The 24,903-nt window shown below is 53.5% G+C and carries 20 protein-coding genes; 9 read left to right on the forward strand and 11 right to left on the reverse strand.

Going from position 1 to position 24,903, the window contains the following annotated elements; all coding sequences use genetic code 11:
• Nucleotides 1-33: 33 nt before the first annotated feature.
• Entirely contained in the window at nt 34-1,329 is a 1,296-nt protein-coding gene (rlmD, locus tag HV477_RS17890; RefSeq protein ID WP_000046855.1) for a 23S rRNA (uracil(1939)-C(5))-methyltransferase RlmD, read from the reverse strand.
• 57 nt (nt 1,330-1,386) lie between these two features.
• On the opposite strand from rlmD, the gene barA reads away from it, so the two are divergent.
• Nucleotides 1,387-4,143: a two-component sensor histidine kinase BarA gene (gene barA, locus HV477_RS17895; RefSeq protein WP_079898930.1), complete on the forward strand. Its 2,757-nt coding sequence runs from the start codon at nt 1,387-1,389 to the stop codon at nt 4,141-4,143.
• 43 nt (nt 4,144-4,186) lie between these two features.
• On the opposite strand, the gene HV477_RS17900 is transcribed toward barA, so the two are convergent.
• From HV477_RS17900 to gudP, 4 genes are all read right to left on the reverse strand, one after another.
• Nucleotides 4,187-5,329: a glycerate kinase gene (locus HV477_RS17900; RefSeq protein WP_000706477.1), complete on the reverse strand. Its 1,143-nt coding sequence runs from the start codon at nt 5,327-5,329 to the stop codon at nt 4,187-4,189.
• Nucleotides 5,330-5,406: 77 nt separating this feature from the next.
• Nucleotides 5,407-6,747 carry a glucarate dehydratase gene (gene gudD / locus HV477_RS17905; protein ID WP_000107113.1) on the reverse strand — a complete coding sequence of 447 codons (1,341 nt, stop codon included), beginning with the start codon at nt 6,745-6,747 and terminating at the stop codon, nt 5,407-5,409.
• A 20-nt stretch (nt 6,748-6,767) separates the two neighbouring features.
• Entirely contained in the window at nt 6,768-8,108 is a 1,341-nt protein-coding gene (locus HV477_RS17910; RefSeq protein WP_000211806.1) for an enolase C-terminal domain-like protein, read from the reverse strand.
• On the reverse strand, nt 8,105-9,463 hold the full coding sequence (gene gudP, locus HV477_RS17915; RefSeq protein WP_000097015.1) for a galactarate/glucarate/glycerate transporter GudP: 1,359 nt from the start codon (nt 9,461-9,463) through the stop codon (nt 8,105-8,107). Before gudP ends, HV477_RS17910 begins: the two co-directional genes overlap by 4 nt.
• Before the next feature lie 79 nt (nt 9,464-9,542).
• Between gudP and HV477_RS17920 the strand changes: the two genes are divergently transcribed.
• The gene (locus HV477_RS17920; protein ID WP_109155243.1) at nt 9,543-9,773 is read left to right on the forward strand and encodes a hypothetical protein; all 231 of its coding nucleotides are present in this window, start codon (nt 9,543-9,545) and stop codon (nt 9,771-9,773) included.
• 171 nt (nt 9,774-9,944) lie between these two features.
• Here the strand turns inward: HV477_RS17920 and HV477_RS17925 are convergent, their stop codons facing one another.
• The 4 genes from HV477_RS17925 to syd all read right to left on the reverse strand — a co-directional run bounded on the left by HV477_RS17925 (nt 9,945) and on the right by syd (nt 12,681).
• Nucleotides 9,945-10,394, reverse strand: coding sequence for a flavodoxin (locus tag HV477_RS17925; protein WP_001660880.1), 450 nt, complete (start codon nt 10,392-10,394; stop codon nt 9,945-9,947).
• 18 nt (nt 10,395-10,412) lie between these two features.
• Nucleotides 10,413-11,195, reverse strand: coding sequence for a tRNA pseudouridine(65) synthase TruC (gene truC, locus HV477_RS17930; protein WP_000890030.1), 783 nt, complete (start codon nt 11,193-11,195; stop codon nt 10,413-10,415).
• A complete protein-coding gene (locus tag HV477_RS17935) occupies nt 11,195-11,524 on the reverse strand; it encodes a YqcC family protein (protein ID WP_000207015.1) in 330 nt (109 codons plus the stop codon). Before HV477_RS17935 ends, truC begins: the two co-directional genes overlap by 1 nt.
• A gap of 611 nt (nt 11,525-12,135) precedes the next feature.
• Nucleotides 12,136-12,681 (reverse strand): SecY-interacting protein, encoded by a 546-nt coding sequence (gene syd, locus HV477_RS17940; RefSeq protein ID WP_000343990.1) that lies wholly within the window; start codon nt 12,679-12,681, stop codon nt 12,136-12,138.
• Nucleotides 12,682-12,749: 68 nt separating this feature from the next.
• On the opposite strand from syd, the gene queF reads away from it, so the two are divergent.
• From queF to xni, 5 genes are all read left to right on the forward strand, one after another.
• Complete coding sequence (gene queF, locus HV477_RS17945) at nt 12,750-13,598, forward strand: NADPH-dependent 7-cyano-7-deazaguanine reductase QueF (RefSeq protein ID WP_000100463.1); 849 nt, start codon at nt 12,750-12,752, stop codon at nt 13,596-13,598.
• A gap of 112 nt (nt 13,599-13,710) precedes the next feature.
• Nucleotides 13,711-15,075: a nucleotide 5'-monophosphate nucleosidase PpnN gene (ppnN, locus tag HV477_RS17950; RefSeq protein ID WP_000627973.1), complete on the forward strand. Its 1,365-nt coding sequence runs from the start codon at nt 13,711-13,713 to the stop codon at nt 15,073-15,075.
• 564 nt (nt 15,076-15,639) lie between these two features.
• Nucleotides 15,640-16,929, forward strand: coding sequence for an HAAAP family serine/threonine permease SdaC (gene sdaC, locus HV477_RS17955; protein WP_000450462.1), 1,290 nt, complete (start codon nt 15,640-15,642; stop codon nt 16,927-16,929).
• A 58-nt stretch (nt 16,930-16,987) separates the two neighbouring features.
• The gene (gene sdaB, locus HV477_RS17960; RefSeq protein ID WP_000626384.1) at nt 16,988-18,355 is read left to right on the forward strand and encodes an L-serine ammonia-lyase II; all 1,368 of its coding nucleotides are present in this window, start codon (nt 16,988-16,990) and stop codon (nt 18,353-18,355) included.
• Nucleotides 18,356-18,525: 170 nt separating this feature from the next.
• Nucleotides 18,526-19,281 (forward strand): flap endonuclease Xni, encoded by a 756-nt coding sequence (gene xni, locus HV477_RS17965; RefSeq protein ID WP_001536725.1) that lies wholly within the window; start codon nt 18,526-18,528, stop codon nt 19,279-19,281.
• Between the two features lie 91 nt (nt 19,282-19,372).
• Here the strand turns inward: xni and fucO are convergent, their stop codons facing one another.
• Complete coding sequence (gene fucO, locus HV477_RS17970; RefSeq protein ID WP_000013567.1) at nt 19,373-20,521, reverse strand: lactaldehyde reductase; 1,149 nt, start codon at nt 20,519-20,521, stop codon at nt 19,373-19,375.
• Between the two features lie 16 nt (nt 20,522-20,537).
• Complete coding sequence (fucA, locus tag HV477_RS17975; RefSeq protein WP_000440819.1) at nt 20,538-21,185, reverse strand: L-fuculose-phosphate aldolase; 648 nt, start codon at nt 21,183-21,185, stop codon at nt 20,538-20,540.
• Nucleotides 21,186-21,740: 555 nt separating this feature from the next.
• On the opposite strand from fucA, the gene fucP reads away from it, so the two are divergent.
• The gene (fucP, locus tag HV477_RS17980) at nt 21,741-23,057 is read left to right on the forward strand and encodes an L-fucose:H+ symporter permease (RefSeq protein WP_000528620.1); all 1,317 of its coding nucleotides are present in this window, start codon (nt 21,741-21,743) and stop codon (nt 23,055-23,057) included.
• A gap of 31 nt (nt 23,058-23,088) precedes the next feature.
• Nucleotides 23,089-24,864: an L-fucose isomerase gene (gene fucI / locus HV477_RS17985; protein WP_000724126.1), complete on the forward strand. Its 1,776-nt coding sequence runs from the start codon at nt 23,089-23,091 to the stop codon at nt 24,862-24,864.
• Nucleotides 24,865-24,903 lie beyond the last annotated feature (39 nt).

The raw sequence follows: 24,903 nt of genomic DNA on the forward strand, positions 1-24,903 counted from the left end.
CCAGGCCTACCGAAGTCGGTAAGCCGGTAATCATTACATGCGCTCGAACAGAACCATTGATTCCAGATGTCCTGTGTGCGGGAACATGTCGAGCATCGCTAAACGCGTAACCTCATATCCCGCATTGACCAGCGCTTCACTATCGCGCGCCAGCGTCGCCGGGTTACAGGATACATAAACAATGCGAATAGGTTTTAATTTTATAATATGTCGCATCACTCCTGTAGCCCCCGCACGCGCAGGATCGAGTAAGACTTTGTCAAAGCCGTTTTTCGCCCACGGCTGCTTCGTGACATCTTCCTCCAGGTTCTCATGGAAGAATGTCACATTATGTAAACCATTGCGGATGGCGTTTTCACGGCCTTTTTCTACCAGCGCCGGAACGCCCTCAACCCCAATCACGCTTGCCGCGCGCGTTGCCAGCGGCAGCGTAAAATTCCCCATTCCGCAGAACAGATCCAGGACACGATCCTCGGCGCGCACATCAAGCCACTCCAGCGCGCGGGCGACCATTTGCTGGTTTACCGCCTCATTAACCTGAATAAAGTCTCGCGGACTGAAGGCTAAACGTAAGCCGTGCGAATCATACCAGGGCGCCTCGCCAGATACCGTTTCCAGTATCTCGCTAAACGGCGCCAGAAACAGAGACAATCCCTCAGAATGCGAAAAGCGTTCCAGTTTTTCTTTATCCGCCGCACTTAATGGCGCGGTATGGCGCAGAATCATCAGCGTACCGCTTCCCGCCTGTACCAGCTCAACATGCCCAAGATGTCGGGTGCCGTGTAAACTCGCCAGACACGCCCTGATTCGGGGCAGCAATGCTTCAAGCTGGGGCGCCAAAACGGGGCACTGTTCGACATTGACGATATCGCTGGAACCCGCTTTGCGAAATCCCATTTGCAGCGGTTTATCCGGCGGGCAATTCAGACTTAACCGCGCACGACGCCGATAACCCCAGGGCGCGCCGGCGATGATGTCATTCACCTCGTGTTTCATCAAACGCGCCAGCGCCGCGCTTTTGCTGCGTTGTTGCAGGGCGATGCTGACATGCTGTTGCTGACAACCGCCGCAGACGCCAAAATGCGGGCAGCGCGGCGTTTCTCGTTCCGGGCTATCATTCAAACGGCGCGAAACGCGTGCGCGGGCAAATTGCTTTTTATCTTCTGTAATAATGACTTCTGCGCTTTCCTCAGGCAATAAACCGGGGATAAACAGCGCCTTTCCGTTATGACGGGCTACGCCCTGACCAAATGAATCGAGGTCATTGACTTTAACGGTTATGATCTGACGCGTCGTCACGCGCCGTTTTGCAGAGTAGAATTGCGCCATCGACCAGCTTTTTCTCAATTTAACAGTGTGACCCTAATTGTCCCATAACGGAACTCCATGACCAACTACAGCCTGCGCGCACGCATGATGATTCTGATCCTGGCCCCGACCGTCCTGATAGGTTTGCTGCTCAGTATCTTTTTTGTAGTGCACCGCTATAACGACCTGCAGCGTCAACTGGAAGATGCCGGCGCCAGTATTATTGAACCGCTCGCCGTCTCCAGCGAATATGGTATGAACTTACAAAACCGGGAGTCTATCGGCCAACTTATCAGCGTCCTGCACCGCAGACACTCTGATATTGTGCGGGCGATTTCCGTTTATGACGATCATAACCGCCTGTTTGTAACGTCTAATTTCCATCTGGACCCCTCACAGATGCAGCTTCCCGCCGGAGCGCCGTTTCCACGTCGTCTGAGCGTCGATCGCCACGGCGATATTATGATTCTGCGCACCCCGATTATCTCGGAGAGCTATTCGCCGGACGAGTCAGCGATTGCCGACGCGAAAAATACCAAAAATATGCTGGGATATGTGGCACTTGAACTGGATCTCAAGTCGGTCAGGCTACAGCAATACAAAGAGATTTTTATCTCCAGCGTGATGATGCTTTTTTGTATTGGCATTGCGCTGATCTTTGGCTGGCGGCTTATGCGCGATGTCACCGGGCCTATCCGTAACATGGTGAATACCGTTGACCGCATTCGCCGCGGACAACTGGATAGCCGTGTGGAAGGATTTATGCTGGGCGAACTGGATATGCTGAAAAACGGCATTAATTCCATGGCGATGTCGCTTGCCGCCTATCACGAAGAGATGCAGCATAATATCGATCAGGCCACTTCGGACCTGCGTGAAACCCTTGAGCAGATGGAAATCCAAAACGTTGAGCTCGATCTGGCGAAAAAGCGCGCCCAGGAAGCGGCGCGTATTAAGTCGGAGTTCCTGGCGAACATGTCGCACGAACTGCGAACGCCGCTGAACGGCGTCATTGGCTTTACCCGCCTGACATTAAAAACGGAGCTGAATCCCACCCAGCGCGACCATCTGAACACCATTGAGCGTTCTGCGAATAATCTGCTGGCGATCATTAATGACGTGCTCGACTTCTCCAAGCTGGAAGCCGGTAAACTCATTCTGGAAAGTATCCCTTTTCCACTGCGTAATACGCTGGATGAAGTGGTTACGCTGCTGGCCCACTCGTCGCATGATAAAGGGCTGGAGTTGACGTTAAATATTAAAAACGACGTCCCGGATAATGTGATTGGCGACCCGCTGCGCCTGCAACAGGTCATTACTAATCTGGTGGGTAATGCCATTAAGTTCACCGAGAGTGGCAATATCGATATTCTGGTAGAAAAGCGGGCGCTCAGTAACACCAAAGTACAGATTGAAGTGCAGATCCGCGATACGGGGATCGGCATTCCGGAGCGCGACCAGTCGCGACTGTTTCAGGCGTTTCGCCAGGCCGATGCCAGTATTTCTCGCCGTCACGGCGGCACCGGGCTTGGGCTGGTGATTACGCAAAAGCTGGTCAACGAAATGGGCGGGGATATCTCTTTCCACAGCCAGCCTAATCGCGGCTCGACCTTCTGGTTTCATATTAATCTTGATCTTAACCCAAATGTCATTATTGACGGGCCGTCGACCGCGTGTCTGGCCGGGAAACGACTGGCTTATATCGAACCGAATGCTACCGCCGCGCAATGTACCCTGGATCTGCTGAGCGACACGCCGGTGGAAGTGGTTTACAGCCCGACCTTCTCCGCGCTGCCGTTAGCGCACTACGATATTATGATTTTGAGCGTTCCGATGACCTTCCGCGAGCCGCTCACCATGCAGCATGAACGTCTGGCGAAAGCGGCGTCAATGACGGACTTTCTACTGCTGGCGCTACCTTGCCATGCGCAAATTAACGCCGAAAAGCTGAAACAAGGAGGCGCGGCGGCCTGTCTGTTAAAACCATTGACGTCAACGCGCCTGTTGCCAGCGCTGACGGAATATTGCCAGTTGAATCACCATCCTGAACCGCTGCTAATGGATACCAGTAAAATCACCATGACGGTTATGGCGGTTGATGATAATCCCGCTAATCTGAAGCTTATCGGCGCGTTACTGGAAGATAAAGTCCAGCACGTAGAACTTTGTGATAGCGGACATCAGGCGGTGGATCGGGCGAAACAAATGCAGTTTGATCTGATTTTGATGGATATTCAGATGCCGGATATGGACGGCATACGCGCCTGCGAATTGATTCACCAGCTTCCTCATCAGCAGCAAACACCGGTTATTGCCGTTACGGCACATGCGATGGCCGGGCAAAAAGAGAAGTTGCTCAGCGCGGGCATGAACGACTATCTGGCTAAACCGATAGAAGAAGAGAAGTTGCATAATCTGTTGCTGCGCTATAAACCTGGCGCCAACGTAGCAGCGCGTCTGATGGCGCCGGAACCGGCTGAATTTATCTTCAATCCGAATGCAACGCTCGACTGGCAGCTTGCGCTCCGCCAGGCTGCCGGTAAGCCCGATCTGGCGCGGGATATGCTGCAAATGCTGATTGATTTTCTGCCGGAAGTGCGCAACAAAATTGAAGAACAACTGGTGGGAGAAAATCCCAACGGCCTGGTCGATCTGGTCCATAAGCTACACGGGAGCTGCGGCTATAGCGGCGTACCGCGGATGAAGAACCTTTGCCAGCTTATTGAGCAACAGCTTCGCAGCGGCGTCCACGAAGAGGAGCTGGAGCCTGAGTTTCTGGAGCTGCTGGATGAGATGGATAATGTCGCGCGTGAAGCGAAGAAGATATTAGGCTGATATTCGCCGGATGGCGGCGTGACCGCCTTATCCGGCCTACAACTCAGCGTAACTGTTGCCCCGCTTTCAGCGTTGCAGCCACGTTGCGCGCGGTCATTCGTACGTTTTCACTCGCATTCTTCAGCGCGTCCTCCAGCGTGCAGATGGTATAAATCACGCTGAAAACCGCATCAAGCCCATGTTCATGAACCACGCCAACGTCCGCCGTCAGGCTACCCGCGATACCAATTACCGGCTTGTTATACCGTTTGGCGATGTTTGCCACGCCAATAGGGACTTTACCGTGAATGGTCTGGCTGTCGATGCGTCCCTCGCCGGTGATGACTAAATCAGCATCCGCAAGACACGCTTCCAGATGAAGCGCATCGGTGACAATCTCAATACCACGCCGTAGCTGCGCGCCGCAAAACGCGTATAACGCCGCCCCCATGCCGCCTGCCGCTCCGCCGCCTGCCAGATCCAACACATCGACATGCAGATCGCGGGCAATCAAATGCGCATAGCGAGTCAATGCCGTATCCAGGCGTTCAATCATTTCCGGCGTCGCCCCTTTTTGCGGACCAAAAACCGCAGACGCGCCCTCTTTGCCGGTAAGGGGATTCGTGACATCGCAGGCGACCTCTATATGGCACGCCGACAAACGCTTATCCAGGCCGCTGATATCAATGCTGGCGAGTGTTTCCAGCCCAATGCCGCCTTGCGCAATATCATTGCCCTGCGCATCCCGTAGCCTGGCCCCCAGCGCCTGCACCATCCCCGCGCCGCCATCGTTGGTGGCGCTACCGCCGATACCAATAATGATATGCTCAACGCCCGCATCCAGCGCATGACGGATCAGCTCGCCGGTTCCCCATGACGTGGTCTTCAACGGATCGCGTTGCGCGGGCGGCACCTGCTCCAGCCCGCTGGCGGCCGCCATTTCAATGAATGCGGAACGCGCATCGCCGGAAAGCCCATAAAACGCATTGACGCGATGCCCCAACGGCCCGGTGACCTCAACATGCACGATTCGACCCGCCGTCGCTTCAACCATCGCTTCGACAGTACCTTCTCCGCCATCAGCCAGCGGCAATTTCAGGTAATCGGCGTCAGGCCAGATCTCGCGAAATCCTTGTTCAATGGCGGTCGCTACCTCAAGAGCACTCAAACTTTCCTTATACGAGTCTGGTGCGATCACTATTTTCATAAGTCGTCCTTACGCATGTTGATCCTGTTAAGCATACACCCAGAGAAGAACCGGTTCCTTACGGAACCGGCTCTGACTTAACGCACCATGCAAGGACGCTTATTATCAAACGTCCAGCCAGGAATTAAGTACTGCATTCCCATCGCGTCGTCACGCGCGCCTAAGCCATGTTTTTGATAGAGCTCATGCGCTTTCATCACCTGATCCATATCGAGCTCAACGCCCAGACCCGGTTTGGTCGGTACTTGCACCATGCCGCCTTTAATTTCAAACGGTTCTTTAGTCAGACGTTGGTTGCCTTCCTGCCAGATCCAGTGGGTATCGATCGCGGTGATCTTGCCCGGCGCCGCCGCGGCAACATGGGTAAACATCGCCAACGAAATATCAAAGTGGTTGTTAGAGTGCGAGCCCCAGGTCAGACCGAACTCATGGCACATTTGCGCCACGCGTACAGAGCCTTGCATAGTCCAGAAGTGCGGGTCCGCCAGCGGGATATCGACGGATTGCAGCGACAGCGTATGCCCCATTTGACGCCAGTCGGTCGCTATCATATTGGTGGCCGTCGGTAATCCGGTCGCGCGACGGAATTCCGCCATCACTTCACGACCAGAAAAACCCTGCTCCGCGCCGCACGGATCTTCTGCATAGGCCAGAGAACCTTTCAGGTATTTACCAATGCTGATCGCTTCGTTCAGCGACCAGGCACCGTTTGGATCGAGCGTAACGCGCGCTTGTGGGAAACGTTTCGCCAGCGCCACGATTGACTCGGCCTCTTCTTCGCCCGCCAGCACGCCGCCTTTCAGTTTGAAGTCGTTGAAGCCGTATTTTTCATAGGCGGCTTCCGCCAGACGCACTACCGTTTCCGGCGTCATCGCCTCTTCATGGCGCAGACGATACCAGTCGCATTGCTCATCCGGCTGGCTCTGATACGGCAGCGGCGTGGCCTTGCGATTGCCGACAAAGAACAGATAACCCAGCATTTCGACTTCGCTGCGCTGCTGACCGTCGCCTAACAGCGAAGCGACGTTGACGCCCAGGTGTTGGCCCAAAAGGTCAAGCATTGCCGCTTCAATGCCAGTCACCACATGGATAGTGGTACGGAGATCGAACGTTTGTAAGCCGCGTCCGCCCGCATCGCGATCGGCAAACTGGTTGCGAACGGCGGTCAGGACATTTTTATATTCACCCAGCGTTTTTCCCACCACCAGTGGGATCGCATCTTCCAGCGTTTTGCGAATTTTTTCGCCGCCCGGAATCTCGCCAACCCCGGTATGGCCGGAGTTATCTTTAATAATGACGATGTTGCGCGTGAAGAACGGGGCGTGCGCGCCGCTCAGGTTCATCAGCATACTGTCATGACCCGCAACCGGGATAACCTGCATTTCAGTGACTACAGGCGTCGTAAATTGAGTACTCATAACTGTGTCCTTATTCAGAATTAGTGACGACCAAAAACAGGGCGTTTGCGGTCAAAAGTCCAGCCGGGGATCAGGTATTGCATCGGGCCTGCATCATTACGCGCGCCGCCTGGCAGCTTTTTATACGCGTCATGCGCTTTTCGCACCTGTTCCCAGTCAAGCTCCACGCCCAGTCCTGGCGCATCCGGAACGGCAATTTTGCCGTTTTTAATTTCCAGCGGATTTTTAGTCAGGCGGCAATCGCCCTCCTGCCAGATCCAGTGCGTATCAATAGCGGTGGGTTTGCCTGGCGCCGCCGCGCCGACATGGGTAAACATCGCCAGTGAAATATCAAAATGGTTATTCGAATGGCAGCCCCAGGTTAGCCCCCAGTCATCGCACAGTTGCGCCACGCGAACGGCGCCGGTGAGGGTCCAGAAATGCGGGTCGGCAAGAGGAATATCTACCGCGTTGAGCATCACCGCGTGTCCCATTTCACGCCAGTTGGTGGCAATCATATTGGTCGCCACCGGCAGTCCTGTCGCGCGGCGGAACTCCGCCATGACTTCACGACCAGAGAATCCTTGCTCCGCGCCGCACGGATCTTCCGCGTAGGTCAGTACATCATTCAGCCCTTTGCACAACGCAATGGCTTCATCCAGTAGCCAGGCGCCGTTCGGATCCACGGTAATACGCGCGTCCGGGAAGCGTTTTTTTAGCGCGCGAACAGTATCAATCTCTTGTTCGCCCGGCAGCACGCCGCCCTTGAGTTTAAAATCTTTAAAGCCGTAGCGATCCTGAGACGCTTCCGCCAGCCGCACGACCGCGTCGCTGTTCAGCGCTTCCTGATGGCGCAGACGATACCATTCATGACTGCCCGGCGTGCTTTCCAGATACGGCAGATCGGTTTTAGTGCGATCGCCAATATAGAAGAGATAGCCCAACACGGTGACGGCATCGCGCTGTTTACCTGGCCCTAACAGTTCACAGACCGGCACATTAAGCGCCTGTCCCAGTAGATCAAGCAGCGCCGCTTCCAAAGCCGCCACCGCGTTAACCCGCAGTTCAAACGTCCATGCGCCTTTGCCAAAGGTGTCAAAATCAGCGGCCTGGTTGCCTTTATGCACCTGCTGCACCACTTTGTTCAGGCGGGCGACTTCCTGGCCTAATACCATCGGAATAGCATCGACCAGCGTCTGATAAATCACTTCTCCGCCCGGCGCCTCGCCGACGCCAGTATGCCCGGCGTTATCGGTGAGGACGACGATGTTACGGGTGAAGTACGCGTTATGCGCGCCGCCGATGTTGAGTAGCATACTGTCATGTCCGGCAACCGGAATGACCTTCATGTCCGTAATAACGGGACTGGATTGCGTTGTCATGATAATTGTCCTGCGACAGGTTTCAGTTCAATACGCTTAATATCGCCTACCAGCACCAGATAGCTGATGATGGCCACCAGGGCATGTACGCCGACATAGATCAACGCGCCGTTGAAGGAACCGGTGGTGCCAACGATGTAACCAATCGCGATTGGCGTCACAATACCGGAAATATTGCCGAACATATTAAACAAGCCGCCGGAAAGACCGCTGATCTCTTTCGGCGCGGTATCCGCCATTACTGCCCAGCCCAACGCGCCGATACCTTTACCGAAGAAGGCCAACGCCATAAAGCCGATGATCATCCATTCCACGTTCACATAGTTACAGAACACCATAACCATTGACAGCAACATCCCCAGCACAATCGGCGTCTTGCGCGCGATATTCAGGGAGCCAGTACGACGCATCAGCCAGTCGGAAATGATGCCGCCCAACACGCCGCCGATAAAGCCGCAGACTGCAGGAACCGAGGCGACAAAGCCCGCTTTGAGAATCGACATGCCGCGCGCCTGGACCAAATAGACCGGGAACCAGGTAATAAAGAAATAGGTCAATGCGTTAATACAGTACTGACCGATGTAAACGCCAATCATCATACGAGAGCCCAGCAGCTGTTTGATCTGGCCCCATTTGACGCTAAACGGTACTTTCGCTTTGGTGTCTTTCTGATCCATATTGATCAGCGCGCCGCCTTCTGCGATGTACTCCAATTCTTTCTTATTTACGCCCGGATGGTTATTTGGTTCATGGATAACTTTCAACCAGATAAAGCTGATGATGATCCCTAACCCGCCCATAAAGAAGAAGACATGCGACCAGCCCACTTCGTGCGTCAGCCAGCCCATAATCGGCGCGAAAATAACCGTGGCAAAGTATTGCGCGGAGTTAAAGATGGCCACCGCCGTTCCCCTCTCCTGCGCCGGGAACCAGGCTGCAACAATGCGACTGTTGCCCGGGAAAGAAGGCGATTCCGCCAGACCGACCAGGAAACGAAGCGTAAAGAGGGCGACAATAATGCCGAAACCACTAAAGATATCGACAAAACCCTGCAACAGGGTGAAGACTGACCAAATGAAAATAGACCAGAAATAGACACGTTTGGAACCAAAGCGGTCCAGCAGCCAGCCGCCCGGGATCTGCCCGATAACATAGGCCCATGAAAAAGCAGAAAAAACATAGCCCATGCCTACCGGATCAAGGCCGATATCTTTGGCCATTTCTGAGCCGGCAATGGACAATGTGGCGCGGTCGCCGTAGTTGAAGGATGTGACGATAAACAGCATCACCACTATCCAGTAGCGGGCGTTCGTGCGTTTCTCCGCACTGCTCGCCGCGTGACTTAATGAACTCATTGTTGCACTCCTGAAATTTCGCGTTAGCTACGCTCACTCTGAACTGCACAACCGGTAGGGAATCAGAGATAACGTTTCCTTGTTGCAGCTTTTATTAGGTCGTTTGCTTTGCACGCTGCATGCTTTTATTCACTGGCAGGAGAAGTATAAAAAGCGCGCCACACACACTCACCGTGCAACAACACAGTATTTTGGCGATGAATTACGCCTGTTTATGGCAAAAGCCCAGGACGGTGGAAGCCACTTCACGGAAATGAAATCAGAAGGCGTCAGAAGTCGACGCTGGAGGAATAAAAAGAGAAGAATGTGAAACAGGTCGCTTGATCACATGAAAACGCCCGTAAAAAACTGCCGCTTTTGCGGGCATATGCCCAAAGCTAACACGATTCAGTTACTTTACACTGTGTACAGGTCGTTATTTTGCTTACTGGCAATGCAAGCAAACGAAAAGGTACCCTCCCGTAGGGGGGAGGGATTTACCTCAGGAAAGTAAAGTTCCCCAGTTTTCAACCCAGGGATTGGATTGGCTCTCCGGCTCCGGATGTTCGCTGGCGTCAATGAATAATATCTCCCCCACCCGCTGCGCGCTTTGCTCTTGCAACAGGGCATCAAACTGTTTGCCGCCATTACAGAAATTGGGGTAGCTGCTATCACCTAACGCAATCACCCCGTAACGCAGGTTTGGTTGAAAACCGATTGTATCTTTAATGCCGTGAAAGAGCGGCGCAATGCTATCCGGTAGATCGCCCTGCCCGGTCGTCGAGGTAACGACCAGCGCAACCTTATCCTGATATTGCTGCCAGTCGGACAGTTCAGGATCTTCAAACACGATCGCGCTGTGCCCCTGTCTGGCGAGGATCGCTTCCGCTTCTTCCGCCACCAGCAGTGAGTTGCCATACATGGTCCCGACAAAAATACCAATTTCTGCCATTATGCGTATCTCCCTGAATTATGCCTGATGAGTCTCATCCTGCCGGGACGCCGCCGTAAACTCAACCCTTTCATTGTCAGGGAGAAGTCCACGCCAGCCAAACTGTGTCAGCGCCTGCATCCAGGTTTCATCCAACCCGGCCTGAATCATCAACGGCTGTCCGGTGAAGGGGTGCGTCAGCTCAAGCCGACTGGCATGAAGCATCAGGCGACGACAGGCAAAATGCTCTGCGGCGCTGCGGTTTTGTCGCAAATCGCCATGTTTACTGTCGCCGATGATAGGATGACGCAGATGCGCCAGATGACGACGGAGCTGGTGCTTACGTCCCGTTTTTGGTTCCAGCTCAACCAGACCATAACGCGTGGTGGGATAACGCCCGGTCGGTACCGCCATTTCGACCGTCGCCAGTCCGCGATACTGCGTTACAGCCGGCTGGGGCGCTTTATCTTCGCGGGCGAATTTATCGGCAATTTTATCGCGCTCTTCCACCAGCGGATAATCCAGTACCGCGTCATCCATCAGCCAGCCGCGCACAATGGCATGGTAGCGTTTACGGATGTGGTGCTGCTCGAACTGCTGCGCCAGACGGCGTCCCGCTTCGCTGGACAGCCCCATTAACAGTACGCCCGACGTGGGTCTGTCGAGACGGTGGGCGGTAAAAACATGCTGGCCGATTTGGTCGCGCACCGTTTGCATGACCACGACTTTTTCGTCGCGATCCAGCCAGCTCCGGTGAACAAGCCAGCCTGCGGGTTTATTCACGGCAACCAGCCACGGGTCTTGATAGAGGATCTCCAGCATCAGGATTTATCGCGGACGAATAGCGCATCCAGATCCTGCAAAACCGCCAGGATCGCCTCCCGCTGCGGATGATCCGCCGCCAGCGCCATTTCATAATAAGGGGCGACGGCAAATGCCTCGGGCAGCGGCTGCGCATTATCAAGTAGGGTATGCATACGTGGAATCAATACCCATTGCAGCCATTCCAGCGGTTCCATGGTATCCATAAAAAATGGTTGGGTGCTGGTAAACAGGTGCGCCTGCGGCGCATCCTGCCGCCAGTGGCGATGCTCGCGCAGCAGCGTTTCAAGCGCATGTAACTGCTGACGCACACGGTCATGAGTCGTCATGTTAAAAACCTCAATGATGAAAATCTGGCGCGAAGAATAACAAAAAAAAGGGAGCACTGTATAAACAGTGCTCCCGGTTCGTTTCGCAGCATTCCAGCTACTTTTCGTGCTCCCTGCTCATCCGTGACAACTTTTCCTGTGACCTTACGGCCTGTTCATCCTGAACGTTTGCATCCTGCGCACATCGCCCGATGTGATAGCTTCTTCCTGAAGCGTCCCTGGTCATCCAGACCCGCCGAACATCCTGATCGGCTCTCGTTCTCCGTCCTGGAGGTGTCCTTTAACGCATCCTGCGCTTTCCACTTTGCTTCATCCTGAAGCCTTTCCTTGTAACACCATCCTGGCGTGTCCTGCCGAAGCGTCATCATCCTGACGTTCGCTTCGTTGTACGACTCCCTGTCGACGAAGATAGAATCGCCTGTTTCACCTTGTCTTACAAGACGCTTACAGACAATACCTTAAGTAAATTTTCATATGAAAGTGCGCAAAAACATTTTAACATGTTGTTTTATATATATTTATATAAGAAAACGGGGCTCAGTATCCGCTGCTATCCTGGCGATCTCCTACAGACTTTGTAAGAGATCTCTCACACCCGTTAGGGCAAACGATTACAGAAGAGGATTAAGTTGCGTAAGGAATTCCGCAAGCGTTGCGGCAAGAACGGTACGATTACGGGTGCCCAGCGTTTCTTTAATCACCTCGCCGGACAGATTACAGACCGAAATGACCTCAAGCTCATTTTCCTGCGTCGCAATAAAAAGCGTGGGAGGAAGCTTGAGCCGCTTTTGCGTGACCAGGTGGCCTATCAGATTTTCCTGCACGCGCCGAAAGTCATCCTGACTCCAGGTTTGCAGTAGCGTAAGCTTTTCATCCGCAAACTGCGCGGGCATGTCGCCAGCAAACTGCGTGGTGTAAAACGCGTGGAGCGCAGGTTGTACCATAATATCAAAGGCGCGTTCAACCGCGTTTACATTTTCTTCGCCTTCAAAAGGCTGCGGCTGCCAGTAAACGGCATCGCGGGTTGAAGAAATAATGCACGGAGAAGGTACGCCATACAGTTCTTCGCTCAACGGCCAGCTACCGTGTTTTTCTTGCCACGCGTCGCAGTAACGCGTCGTAAAGGCTTTCAATGCCTGCGCTGTCAGTTCGTCCACCAGTTTCTCTCTTCATAAAAGCCAGGATACACTTGACGCATAGTGTATCTGGTTTATGACGGTGAAACATGTCTTCTTATGAAAACCATCAGGCTCTCGATGGCCTGACTCTCGGAAAATCAACGGATTACCGGGACAATTATGACGCCAGCCTGCTGCAGGGCGTACCGCGCAGTTTGAATCGCGACCCGCTCGGATTAACAGCCGATAATTTGCCGTTCCACGGCGCGGATATCTGGACGTTGTATGAACTTTCCTGGCTTAACAGCCAGGGTCTTCCGCAGGTCGCCGTCGGGCATGTCGAACTGGATTACACCAGCGTTAATTTAATCGAATCCAAAAGCTTTAAACTGTATCTGAACAGCTTTAACCAGACGCGCTTTGACACCTGGGAGACGGTGCGCCAGACGCTGGAGCGCGATCTGCGCGCCTGCGCGCAGGGCAACGTTAGCGTGAGGCTTCATCGTCTTGATGAGCTGGAAGGACAGCCAGTCGCCCATTTCCACGGCACCTGTATTGACGATCAGGATATCAGTATCGACAATTACCAGTTTACTACCGACTATCTGCAACATGCAGTCAGCGGCGAGAAGCAAGTAGAAGAAACGCTGGTCAGTCATCTGTTGAAATCCAACTGCCTGATCACCCACCAGCCGGACTGGGGCTCGATACAAATTCAGTATCGCGGACGCAAAATCGACAGGGAAAAACTGCTGCGTTATCTGGTCTCCTTCCGTCACCATAATGAATTTCACGAGCAGTGCGTAGAGCGTATTTTCAATGACATTCTGCGCTTCTGCCAGCCGGAAACGCTAAGCGTTTATGCACGCTATACCCGCCGCGGCGGGCTGGACATTAATCCCTGGCGCAGCAATACCGATTTCGTGCCCGCCACGGGCAGGCTGGCGCGACAGTAATTTTTTTGTCAATTTTGCGTGCCGGATTGCGCATGTAAGGTTGTGAAAGGTCATCAGCCAGGGCTATTGTAATCAACAGGGAATGGCGTGTTGCGTCCCATAAGGAGTTTACTTGATTACACATATTAGCCCGCTTGGCTCAATGGATATGTTGTCGCAACTGGAAGTGGACATGCTGAAACGCACGGCCAGTAGCGACCTGTATCAACTGTTTCGTAACTGTTCACTTGCCGTTCTTAACTCCGGCAGCCTGACCGACAACAGCAAAGAGCTGCTGTCCCGCTTTGAAAATTTCGATATTAACGTACTGCGCCGCGAGCGCGGCGTGAAGCTGGAATTGATTAATCCGCCTGAAGACGCCTTTGTTGACGGGCGGATTATTCGTGCGCTACAGGCTAACCTGTTCGCAGTGCTGCGCGACATTCTCTTTGTGAATGGGCAGATCCATAATGCCGGCCGTTTCCAGCATCTGGATCTTGAAAGCTCAACACATATCACCAATCTGGTGTTCTCCATTTTGCGCAACGCCCGGGCGCTGCACGTCGGCGAAGCGCCAAACATGGTGGTATGCTGGGGCGGCCACTCAATTAACGAAAACGAGTACCTGTATGCCCGTCGCGTCGGCACGCAGTTGGGATTACGCGAGCTGAACATCTGCACCGGCTGCGGCCCTGGGGCGATGGAAGCCCCCATGAAGGGCGCGGCGGTCGGTCACGCGCAGCAGCGCTATAAAGACAGCCGCTTTATCGGCATGACTGAACCTTCCATTATTGCGGCTGAACCGCCTAACCCGCTGGTGAACGAACTGATCATCATGCCGGATATCGAAAAACGCCTGGAAGCGTTCGTCCGTATCGCACACGGTATCATCATCTTCCCGGGCGGCGTGGGTACGGCGGAAGAGCTGCTTTATTTGCTGGGTATTCTGATGAATCCAGCCAATAAAAATCAGGTGCTGCCGCTGATCCTGACCGGACCAAAAGAGAGCGCCGATTACTTCCGCGTGCTGGATGAGTTTATTACCCATACGCTGGGCGAAGCGGCCCGCCGTCATTACCGCATCATCATTGACGATGCGGCGGAGGTAGCGCGGCTGATGAAGAAAGCGATGCCGCAAGTGAAAGAGAATCGCCGCGATACTGGCGACGCCTATAGTTTTAACTGGTCGATGCGTATAGCACCGGATCTTCAGGTGCCGTTTGAGCCGTCGCATGAGAATATGGCCAACCTGAAACTGTACCCGGATCAGCCGGTTGAGATTCTGGCGGCGGATCTGCGACGCGCCTTCTCCGGTATTGTCGCGGGGAACGTGAAGGAGGTCGGGATACGCGCCATTGAAGCTAATGGTCCGTATAAAATCCACGGCGATCGAGAAATGATGCGTCGCATGGACGATCTGCTGCAGGGTTTCGTCGCGCAGCATCGTATGAAATTGCCAGGTTCCGCCTACATCCCCTGTTACGAGATCTGCGCTTAACGCTTATGCCCGGTTGCCGCCAGCAGCCGGGCGCTTCTCCCATTCCTTTCATTGCGGTACGGCAATTAACGTATGCCTTCATTTTTTATGATGATCATCAGTGGCATAGCCCGCATTGTTTTATAAACACCATTTATAATTCACCATAAATAGATTGCCAGGCAAACGTTTACCTCACTCCTCTTACCGTGATTTATCGGTCCAAACTCTTATTCTTCGCCAGAATCTACTAAAAACCTTGATTTTTATAGTCAAACCTCCGTATCTTGCGCCCCAATCTTTCCGGCCTTATATCGTTAATGGTAGCCTTCGCGCCCGGAAATTCGTTATGACGTTTTTTTAATAGATTAATGGTCCAAATTTATCCATGTAAGAAGCGGATTATTGCATTTGAGATCGGGATCACTGATAGATTCATCACTTAAATGTATCTTTCCGCCCGAAAATTATTACGGCGAAAAATTATATAAAAAGCGTCCCTAAGCAGATTTCATTTTACGATCAGGTCTTTTTTCATTGGATTAGACCAGCAACCTGATTTTTAGCATCCTCCAGGAGAAATAGATGGAAACCACTCAGACCAGCACTATTGCTTCGATTGACTCTCGAAGCGCATGGCGCAAAACGGATACCATGTGGATGCTGGGCCTTTACGGCACGGCTATCGGCGCGGGCGTTCTGTTCCTGCCGATCAACGCAGGCGTCGGCGGCATGATTCCGCTCATCATCATGGCGATTCTCGCTTTCCCGATGACCTTTTTCGCACACCGTGGCTTAACACGCTTCGTGCTGTCCGGTAAAAACCCGGGTGAAGACATCACTGAAGTCGTTGAGGAACACTTCGGTATCGGCGCAGGTAAACTGATTACCCTGCTCTACTTCTTCGCGATTTACCCCATCCTGCTGGTTTACAGCGTGGCGATTACTAATACCGTGGAAAGCTTCCTGACCCACCAGTTAGCGATTAATCCGCCGCCGCGGGCGATTCTTTCCCTGATCCTGATTGTTGGCATGATGACCATCGTGCGCTTCGGCGAGCAAATGATCGTTAAGGCGATGAGTATCCTGGTATTCCCGTTCGTCGCTGCGCTGATGCTGCTGGCCTTGTACCTGATCCCGCAGTGGAACGGCGCGGCGCTGGAAACGCTGTCCTTTGATTCCGCCGCGTCTACCGGTAACGGTCTGTGGATGACGCTGTGGCTGGCGATTCCGGTGATGGTTTTCTCTTTCAACCACTCCCCGATCATCTCCTCCTTCGCGGTTGCGAAGCGTGAAGAGTACGGTGAAGGCGCTGAGAAGAAATGTTCTAAAATTCTGGCCTTCGCCCACATCATGATGGTGCTGACCGTGATGTTCTTCGTCTTCAGCTGCGTGCTGAGCCTGACGCCGGCAGATCTGGCAGCGGCAAAAGAGCAGAACATCTCTATTCTGTCTTACCTGGCGAACCATTTTAACGCGCCGATCATCGCCTGGATGGCGCCGATCATTGCGATGATTGCTATCACCAAATCCTTCCTCGGCCACTACCTTGGCGCGCGTGAAGGCTTTAACGGGATGGTGATTAAATCGCTGCGTGGTAAAGGTAAATCCATCGAAATCAACAAACTGAATAAAATTACCGCGCTGTTCATGCTGGTCACCACCTGGATTGTGGCGACGCTGAACCCCAGCATCCTGGGCATGATTGAAACCCTGGGCGGCCCGATCATCGCGATGATTCTGTTCCTGATGCCGATGTATGCCATCCAGAAAGTACCGGCAATGCGTAAGTACAGCGGTCATATCAGCAACGTATTCGTTGTGATTATGGGCCTGATTGCCATCTCCGCTATTTTCTACTCACTGTTCAGCTAAGTCCTTTAGCGCCGCTTACCGCGGCGCTTCTCTATGATACAACCGCAATGGATGCCCTATGATTAGCGTATTCGATATTTTTAAAATCGGCATTGGCCCTTCCAGTTCTCACACCGTCGGACCAATGAAAGCAGGCAAGCAGTTCACGGACGATCTGATTGCCCGCCATATTCTTACAGATGTCACCCGCGTCGTGGTGGATGTCTACGGCTCTCTGTCATTGACGGGTAAAGGCCACCACACTGATATCGCCATTATTATGGGCCTGGCGGGGAATCTGCCGGACACCGTCGATATCGACGCCATTCCGTCCTTTATCCAGGATGTGAACACCCATGGGCGTTTACTACTGGCCAATGGGCAGCATGAAGTCGAATTTCCGGTCGATAAGTGCATGAATTTCCACGCCGACAACCTGTCTCTGCATGAAAACGGGATGCGTATTACCGCGCTGGCGGGCGATAAGGTGCTCTACAGCCAAACCTACTACTCCATCGGCGGCGGCTTTATCGTCGATGAAGAGCACTTTGGTTTGACGAATAGCGAACCCGTTAACGTACCGTACCCTTACAAAACCGCCGCGGATTTACAGCGCCATTGCCAGGAGACGGGTCTGTCGCTCTCCGGTCTGATGATGCAAAACGAACTGGCTCTGCACAGTAAAGAAGCGCTGGAGCAGCACTTCGCCAGGGTCTGGGAGGTGATGCGCAGCGGTATTGAGCGCGGTATCACCACCGAGGGCGTATTGCCGGGCAAACTGCGCGTTCCGCGTCGCGCGGCGGCGCTGCGTCGGGTGCTGGTCAGTCAGGATAAGACCACCACCGATCCGATGGCGGTCGTCGACTGGATCAATATGTTCGCGCTGGCGGTGAACGAAGAGAATGCCGCAGGCGGACGAGTAGTCACTGCGCCGACTAACGGTGCATGTGGTATTGTTCCGGCGGTGCTGGCGTACTATGACAAGTTTATCCGCGAAGTAAATGCTAACTCGCTTGCTCGCTATATGCTGGTCGCCAGCGCGATTGGCTCGCTGTATAAGATGAACGCCTCTATTTCCGGCGCCGAAGTGGGTTGTCAGGGAGAGGTCGGCGTGGCCTGTTCCATGGCGGCAGCGGGTCTGGCCGAGCTGCTGGGCGGTAGTCCGGCGCAGGTGTGTATCGCCGCAGAAATCGCCATGGAGCATAATCTGGGGTTAACTTGCGATCCGGTTGCCGGTCAGGTACAGGTTCCCTGCATTGAGCGTAACGCGATTGCTTCAGTCAAAGCAGTCAACGCCGCGCGTATGGCGCTGCGCCGTACCAGCGAACCGCGTGTATGCCTCGATAAAGTGATTGAGACCATGTACGAAACCGGTAAAGACATGAACGCTAAGTACCGCGAAACTTCGCGCGGCGGCCTGGCGATGAAGATCGTTACCTGCGATTAATTCTCAGCACATTTTAGGATCTGTAGGCCGGATAAGGCGCTCGCCGCCATCCGGCTTTTGTTGCCTGATGGCGCCTCGCTTATCAGGCCTACGGATAGCGCTATTTCGCAATGCTCGCCTCCCCCCGCCGTGAATGTTACCCTACGCGCAGGTTTGTAAGGGAGAACACCGTGGCTGCTCATCTGCTTATCGTCGACGCGCTCAATTTGATTCGCCGTATTCACGCCGTTCAGGGATCGCCCTGTGTGGAAACCTGCCAACACGCGCTCGATCAATTGATTATTCACAGCCAGCCAACCCATGCCGTAGCGGTATTTGATGACGACGCGCGCAGTAGCGGCTGGCGTCATCAGCGTTTGCCGGACTACAAAGCAGGACGTCCGCCGATGCCTGACGATTTACATAATGAAATGCCCGCCCTACGCGCCGCATTTGAACAGCGCGGCGTACGCTGTTGGGCATCAGACGGTAACGAAGCGGACGATCTGGCGGCGACGCTGGCGCTAAAAGTTACCGAAGCCGGGCACCAGGCAACCATTGTGTCAACCGATAAAGGCTATTGCCAGTTGCTCTCTCCGGGATTGCGCATTCGCGACTACTTCCAGAAACGCTGGCTGGACGCGCCGTTTATTGAAAAAGAGTTTGGCGTACTTCCCCGGCAGTTGCCGGATTACTGGGGTCTGGCAGGAATCAGTAGTTCGAAAGTCCCAGGCGTTGCCGGTATCGGCCCTAAAAGCGCGACCCAGCTATTGATTCAGTTTCAAAATCTGGAGGGAATTTACGCCCATCTGGACGAGGTGCCGGAAAAGTGGCGCAAAAAGCTTGAGACGCATAGAGAAATGGCATTTCTCTGCCGCGATATTGCACGTCTGCAAACCGATTTACATATCGACGGAAACTTACAGCAGCTACGGCTGGCGCGGTAGTTTTGTTGCCGGATGGCGGCGTGAACGCCTTATCCGGCCTACAGAACTGCACGAAATGTAGAGCGGATAAGCGCAGCGCCATCCGGCAAAATTACCAGGCGGTATGATACAGTTCGACAATGTCCGCCAGACTCGCTTCACGCGGATTGCCGCCCGTACAGACATCATCGAACGCCGCCTGCGCCAGCGCCGGGATATCCTCTTTTCGAACGCCGACATCACGCAAATGCAGCGGAATTCCCACATCGCGATTTAGCGTAAATACGGCTTCCACTGCGGCATTACGCGCCTCTCCAAGACTCAATCCTTCTACCTTCACCCCCATCGCCCGGGCGATATCACGGAATTTCTCGTTGGTAGACCCGGCATTAAAACGCATCACATGCGGAAGCAAAATAGCATTCGCGACGCCATGCGGCGTGTTGTAAAACGCGCCCAGCGGATGCGCCATCCCATGCACCAGTCCCAGCCCCACATTGGAAAACCCCATCCCGGCAACGTATTGCCCCAGCGCCATCGCCTCACCGGCCTCTTTTTCTCCGGCTACGGCGCCGCGCAGCGCGCCAGCAATAATCTCAATGGCTTTGATATGTAATGCATCCGTCAGCGCCCATGCGGCCCGGGTAATATAGCCTTCAATAGCATGGGTTAGCGCATCCACGCCCGTTGCCGCTTTCAGCGCGGGTGGCATACCGTCCATCATATCGGCATCGATAAATGCCGCCTGCGGAATATCATGCGGATCGACACAAACGAATTTGCGCCGTTTCTCTTCATCGGTAATCACATAATTGATAGTGACTTCCGCCGCGGTTCCCGCCGTTGTCGGGATCGCCATAATCGGCACGCTGGGTTTACGGGTCGGCGATAGCCCTTCCAGACTGCGCACATCGGCAAATTCCGGATTGTTACTGATAATACCGATCGCTTTGCAGGTATCCTGCGGAGAACCGCCGCCAATGGCGATGAGATAGTCCGCGCCACTTTGGGTAAAGACCTTAAGCCCTTCCTGGACAACGGAAATCGTAGGATTAGGGATCACGCCCGCATAGATCTCCCACGCCAGCCCTGCGGCATCCATTCTGCTTGTCACTTTATCGACCACACCGCATTGCACCAGCGTTTTATCGGTAACAATCAGCGCTTTATGATAACCGCGGCGCGTCACCTCATCGGTTAATGCGTCCACCGCTCCCCGGCCAAACCATGCCGTTTCATTCAGAATCATTCTGTTCGCCATCGCCTGTCTCCTGACATCACTCTTCAATACGTAATCCGTAAGTTTTAAATTTCTCCAGTACGATAGCGATCGCCTCGTCATCCAGTACCGGTACCGGATCGACAATGGCCAGCGTACTTAAATAGAGCTGCGCCAGCACTTCCACTTCATGCGCCAGCCACAACGCTTTGTCTAAATTTTCTTCACAAGCGATAAGCCCGTGATGCTGTAACAGCGTCGCTTTACGATTTTTAAGCGCCACGGCAACATGGTCAGAAAGTTCGCGGGTGCCAAAAGTGGCGTAGGGCGCGCAGGGAATAGAGTTTCCTCCTGCGGCGGCAATCATGTAGTGAATCGCCGGAATCGGGCGATTCAGGATCGAGACTGCCGTACAATGGACAGCGTGGTTATGTACCACGGCATTGGCGTCAGGGCGCGTCTGGTATGCCGCCATATGAAAACGCCACTCGCTGGAAGGCAGCTTGCCCTGCTCATGCTGACCGTCAGCATCAATAAAGACAATGTGCGACTCTGTCAGCTTTTCGTAGGGGATCCCCGTCGGCGTAATCAGCAATCCGCCCTGATAACGTACGCTCACGTTACCTGCCGTCCCCTGATTTAACCCTAACCGCGTCATTTCCAGACAGGTATCAATAATCTGCCGAGCCAGTCTATTTCGTTCCATTATTTACCTCTCTCTGTGATTCAAAATGAGACAACAAAACCGCCTTTCGCATCACGCTGCTGTCCTGTTGAAATAATCGAATAGTTAGCAACTATCATCATACTGAATAAAGAGAAGGGAATTTAAATAACAATATTTTGTGATACACATCAATTAATTCGCCACGATAAACCAGACGACTGCCATTTCTCTCGCCGATAAATGCCCGCTCTTAATAATATTTTTCAAAACGGGCAAAGATGAAAAATAAGTTACCACTGACCGTTTTCGTAGCAATAATTTAATTCGGGCATTCAGCCTGTGGTTTTTTAAATTAAACATCTCAAACGGTCATTTTTTTATGAAAATTAAAGTGATGATAATCACAGAACGCTATGCTCTCAGGTATAAATGTGACCGCCATCATATTAAAAGGCCTTTTTTATTTGAAAATGACTCCATGAGTTCATTCCGGACGCCAATTTATTACCGGTAAGAAAAGCGAACTCACCTAATTTTACGGTCTGGTGACCAGAACCGACCGCACGCAAAAGCTTCTGAACCGATGAGGATGCTATGGGAAACACAACAATACAAACACAGAGTTTTCGTGCTGTGGATGCAGAGCAAAGCAAAAGCAAGCGCTACATTATTCCATTCGCCTTACTTTGCTCGCTATTTTTTCTGTGGGCCGTCGCCAATAATCTGAATGACATTTTATTACCGCAGTTTCAACAAGCTTTTACGCTAACTAACTTCCAGGCCGGACTTATTCAGTCAGCCTTTTATTTCGGTTATTTCGTCATTCCAATTCCCGCTGGGATTTTGATGAAAAAACTCAGTTATAAAGCAGGGATTATCACTGGACTTTTTTTGTATGCTTTTGGCGCCGCATTATTCTGGCCTGCCGCCGAGATAATGAATTACACATTATTTTTAATTGGCCTGTTTATCATCGCCGCCGGTTTAGGCTGCCTTGAAACTGCGGCCAATCCTTTTGTGACGGTATTAGGTCCAGAAAGCGGCGGACATTTCCGGCTTAATCTGGCGCAAACTTTTAACTCCTTTGGCGCTATTATCGCCGTTGTGTTTGGGCAAAGCCTTATTTTGTCTAACGTGCCGCATCAATCGCAAGAAGCGCTTGATAAAATGACGCCGGATCAGCTTAGCGCCTATAAACACAGCCTGGTGTTATCGGTACAAACGCCATACATGATTATCGTCGCCATCGTATTAGTAGTTGCGCTGCTGATTATGCTGACCAAATTTCCGGCCCTGCAAAGTGACGATCATAGCGATGCTAAACAAAGCTCTTTCTTATCTTCTCTCTCCCGACTCATCCGTATCCGCCACTGGCGCTGGGCGGTGCTGGCGCAGTTCTGCTACGTGGGGGCGCAAACCGCCTGCTGGAGCTATCTGATCCGCTACGCCATTGAGGAGATCCCTGGAATGACGCCCGGTTTCGCCGCCAACTACCTGACCGGCACGATGGTGTGCTTCTTTATCGGCCGTTTCACCGGGACCTGGCTTATCAGCCGCTTCGCGCCGCATAAAGTGCTGGCCGCCTACGCCCTGTTTGCCATGCTCCTGTGTCTGATTTCCGCCTTTAGCGGCGGACATATCGGCCTGCTGGCGCTGACGTTGTGTAGCGCATTTATGTCAATCCAGTACCCGACCATCTTCTCGTTGGGTATCAAAAATCTGGGACAGGACACTAAGTACGGCTCGTCTTTTATCGTCATGACCATCATTGGCGGCGGTATTGTCACGCCAGTAATGGGCTTCGTTAGCGACGCCGCAGGCAAAATCCCGACCGCCGAACTGGTTCCGGCATTGTGCTTTGCCGTCATCTTCATTTTTGCCCGTTTCCGTTCACAAGCGGCGACAAACTGAACATTTATCCGAATAACGTGAGGAATCTGTCATGAAAAAAATCAGCTTACCGAAAATCGGTATCCGCCCGGTGATTGATGGACGTCGTATGGGCGTACGCGAGTCGCTCGAAGAACAAACCATGAACATGGCGAAAGCGACGGCGGCGCTCATCACTGAGAAAATCCGCCACGCCTGCGGGGCTCAGGTGGAGTGCGTCATTGCGGATACCTGTATTGCCGGAATGGCGGAATCCGCCGCCTGTGAAGAAAAATTCAGTAGCCAGAACGTGGGCGTGACCATTACCGTTACGCCGTGCTGGTGCTATGGCAGCGAAACCATTGATATGGACCCGATGCGTCCGAAAGCCATCTGGGGCTTTAACGGCACAGAGCGTCCCGGGGCGGTTTACCTTGCCGCGGCGCTGGCGGCGCACAGCCAGAAAGGCATTCCGGCGTTCTCCATTTATGGCCATGACGTGCAAGATGCCGACGATACCTCCATTCCCGCCGACGTCGAAGAAAAACTGCTGCGTTTTGCGCGGGCAGGGTTAGCGGTAGCCAGCATGAAAGGCAAAAGCTACCTCTCCGTCGGCGGCGTGTCGATGGGGATCGCGGGTTCCATTGTCGATCATAACTTCTTTGAATCCTGGCTGGGCATGAAGGTGCAAGCGGTAGATATGACCGAACTGCGCCGCCGTATCGATCAAAAAATTTATGATGAGGCCGAACTGGAGATGGCGCTGGCGTGGGCGGATAAAAACTTCCGCTACGGCGAAGATCAGAACGCCTCACAGTATAAGCGCAATGAAGCCCAGAACCGCGCGGTGCTAAAAGAGAGCCTGCTGATGGCGATGTGTATTCGCGACATGATGCAGGGCAACAAGACGCTGGCGGACAAAGGGTTAGTTGAAGAATCGCTGGGCTACAACGCCATTGCCGCCGGCTTCCAGGGCCAGCGCCACTGGACCGATCAATACCCGAACGGCGATACCGCCGAAGCGCTGCTCAATAGTTCTTTTGACTGGAACGGCGTACGCGAACCGTTTGTCGTCGCCACCGAAAATGACAGTCTGAACGGCGTAGCGATGCTGTTCGGCCATCAACTCACCGGTACCGCGCAGATATTCGCCGACGTGCGAACCTACTGGTCGCCGGAAGCCGTAGAACGCGTCACCGGCCAGGCGCTCAGCGGCCTGGCGGAACACGGCATTATTCACCTGATTAACTCCGGCTCTGCCGCTCTGGACGGTGCTTGTAAACAGCGCGACAGCGAAGGCAAGCCGACCATGAAACCACACTGGGAAATCAGCCAACAAGAGGCGGATGCGTGTCTGGCGGCCACTGAATGGTGCCCGGCGATTCACGAATACTTCCGCGGCGGCGGCTACTCATCCCGTTTCCTGACCGAAGGCGGCGTGCCATTCACCATGACCCGCGTGAATATCATCAAAGGCCTGGGACCAGTGCTGCAAATCGCCGAGGGCTGGAGCGTCGAACTGCCGAAAGCGATGCACGATCAGCTTGATGCCCGCACCAACTCTACCTGGCCTACCACCTGGTTTGCGCCGCGTCTTACCGGCAAAGGCCCGTTTACCGATGTCTATTCGGTGATGGCGAACTGGGGCGCTAACCACGGCGTACTCACCATCGGCCATGTAGGGGCAGACTTTATTACTCTCGCCGCGATGCTGCGTATCCCGGTATGTATGCACAACGTGGAGGAGGCGAAGATCTACCGTCCTTCCGCCTGGGCAGCTCACGGTATGGATATCGAAGGCCAGGATTATCGCGCCTGCCAAAATTATGGCCCGCTGTATAAACGTTAATGCGGCTTAGCCCGGTGGCGCAGGCTTACCGGGCCTACG

This window comes from Salmonella sp. SG203 (assembly GCF_013350575.1).
Lineage (GTDB): Bacteria > Pseudomonadota > Gammaproteobacteria > Enterobacterales > Enterobacteriaceae > Salmonella > Salmonella enterica.

Bases quoted from the DNA above. Each gene is read 5' to 3' on its own strand.
- fucP (WP_000528620.1), top strand. From the start codon at position 21,741: ATGGGAAACACAACAATACAAACACAGAGTTTTCGTGCTGTGGATGCA.
- HV477_RS17925 (WP_001660880.1), bottom strand. From the start codon at position 10,394: ATGGCAGAAATTGGTATTTTTGTCGGGACCATGTATGGCAACTCACTG.
- gudP (WP_000097015.1), bottom strand. From the start codon at position 9,463: ATGAGTTCATTAAGTCACGCGGCGAGCAGTGCGGAGAAACGCACGAAC.
- fucA (WP_000440819.1), bottom strand. From the start codon at position 21,185: ATGGAACGAAATAGACTGGCTCGGCAGATTATTGATACCTGTCTGGAA.
- HV477_RS17935 (WP_000207015.1), bottom strand. From the start codon at position 11,524: ATGACGACTCATGACCGTGTGCGTCAGCAGTTACATGCGCTTGAAACG.
- barA (WP_079898930.1), top strand. From the start codon at position 1,387: ATGACCAACTACAGCCTGCGCGCACGCATGATGATTCTGATCCTGGCC.
- HV477_RS17900 (WP_000706477.1), bottom strand. From the start codon at position 5,329: ATGAAAATAGTGATCGCACCAGACTCGTATAAGGAAAGTTTGAGTGCT.
- sdaB (WP_000626384.1), top strand. From the start codon at position 16,988: ATGATTAGCGTATTCGATATTTTTAAAATCGGCATTGGCCCTTCCAGT.
- fucI (WP_000724126.1), top strand. From the start codon at position 23,089: ATGAAAAAAATCAGCTTACCGAAAATCGGTATCCGCCCGGTGATTGAT.
- HV477_RS17910 (WP_000211806.1), bottom strand. From the start codon at position 8,108: ATGACAACGCAATCCAGTCCCGTTATTACGGACATGAAGGTCATTCCG.
- queF (WP_000100463.1), top strand. From the start codon at position 12,750: ATGTCTTCTTATGAAAACCATCAGGCTCTCGATGGCCTGACTCTCGGA.
- fucO (WP_000013567.1), bottom strand. From the start codon at position 20,521: ATGGCGAACAGAATGATTCTGAATGAAACGGCATGGTTTGGCCGGGGA.
- sdaC (WP_000450462.1), top strand. From the start codon at position 15,640: ATGGAAACCACTCAGACCAGCACTATTGCTTCGATTGACTCTCGAAGC.
- rlmD (WP_000046855.1), bottom strand. From the start codon at position 1,329: ATGGCGCAATTCTACTCTGCAAAACGGCGCGTGACGACGCGTCAGATC.
- gudD (WP_000107113.1), bottom strand. From the start codon at position 6,747: ATGAGTACTCAATTTACGACGCCTGTAGTCACTGAAATGCAGGTTATC.
- truC (WP_000890030.1), bottom strand. From the start codon at position 11,195: ATGCTGGAGATCCTCTATCAAGACCCGTGGCTGGTTGCCGTGAATAAA.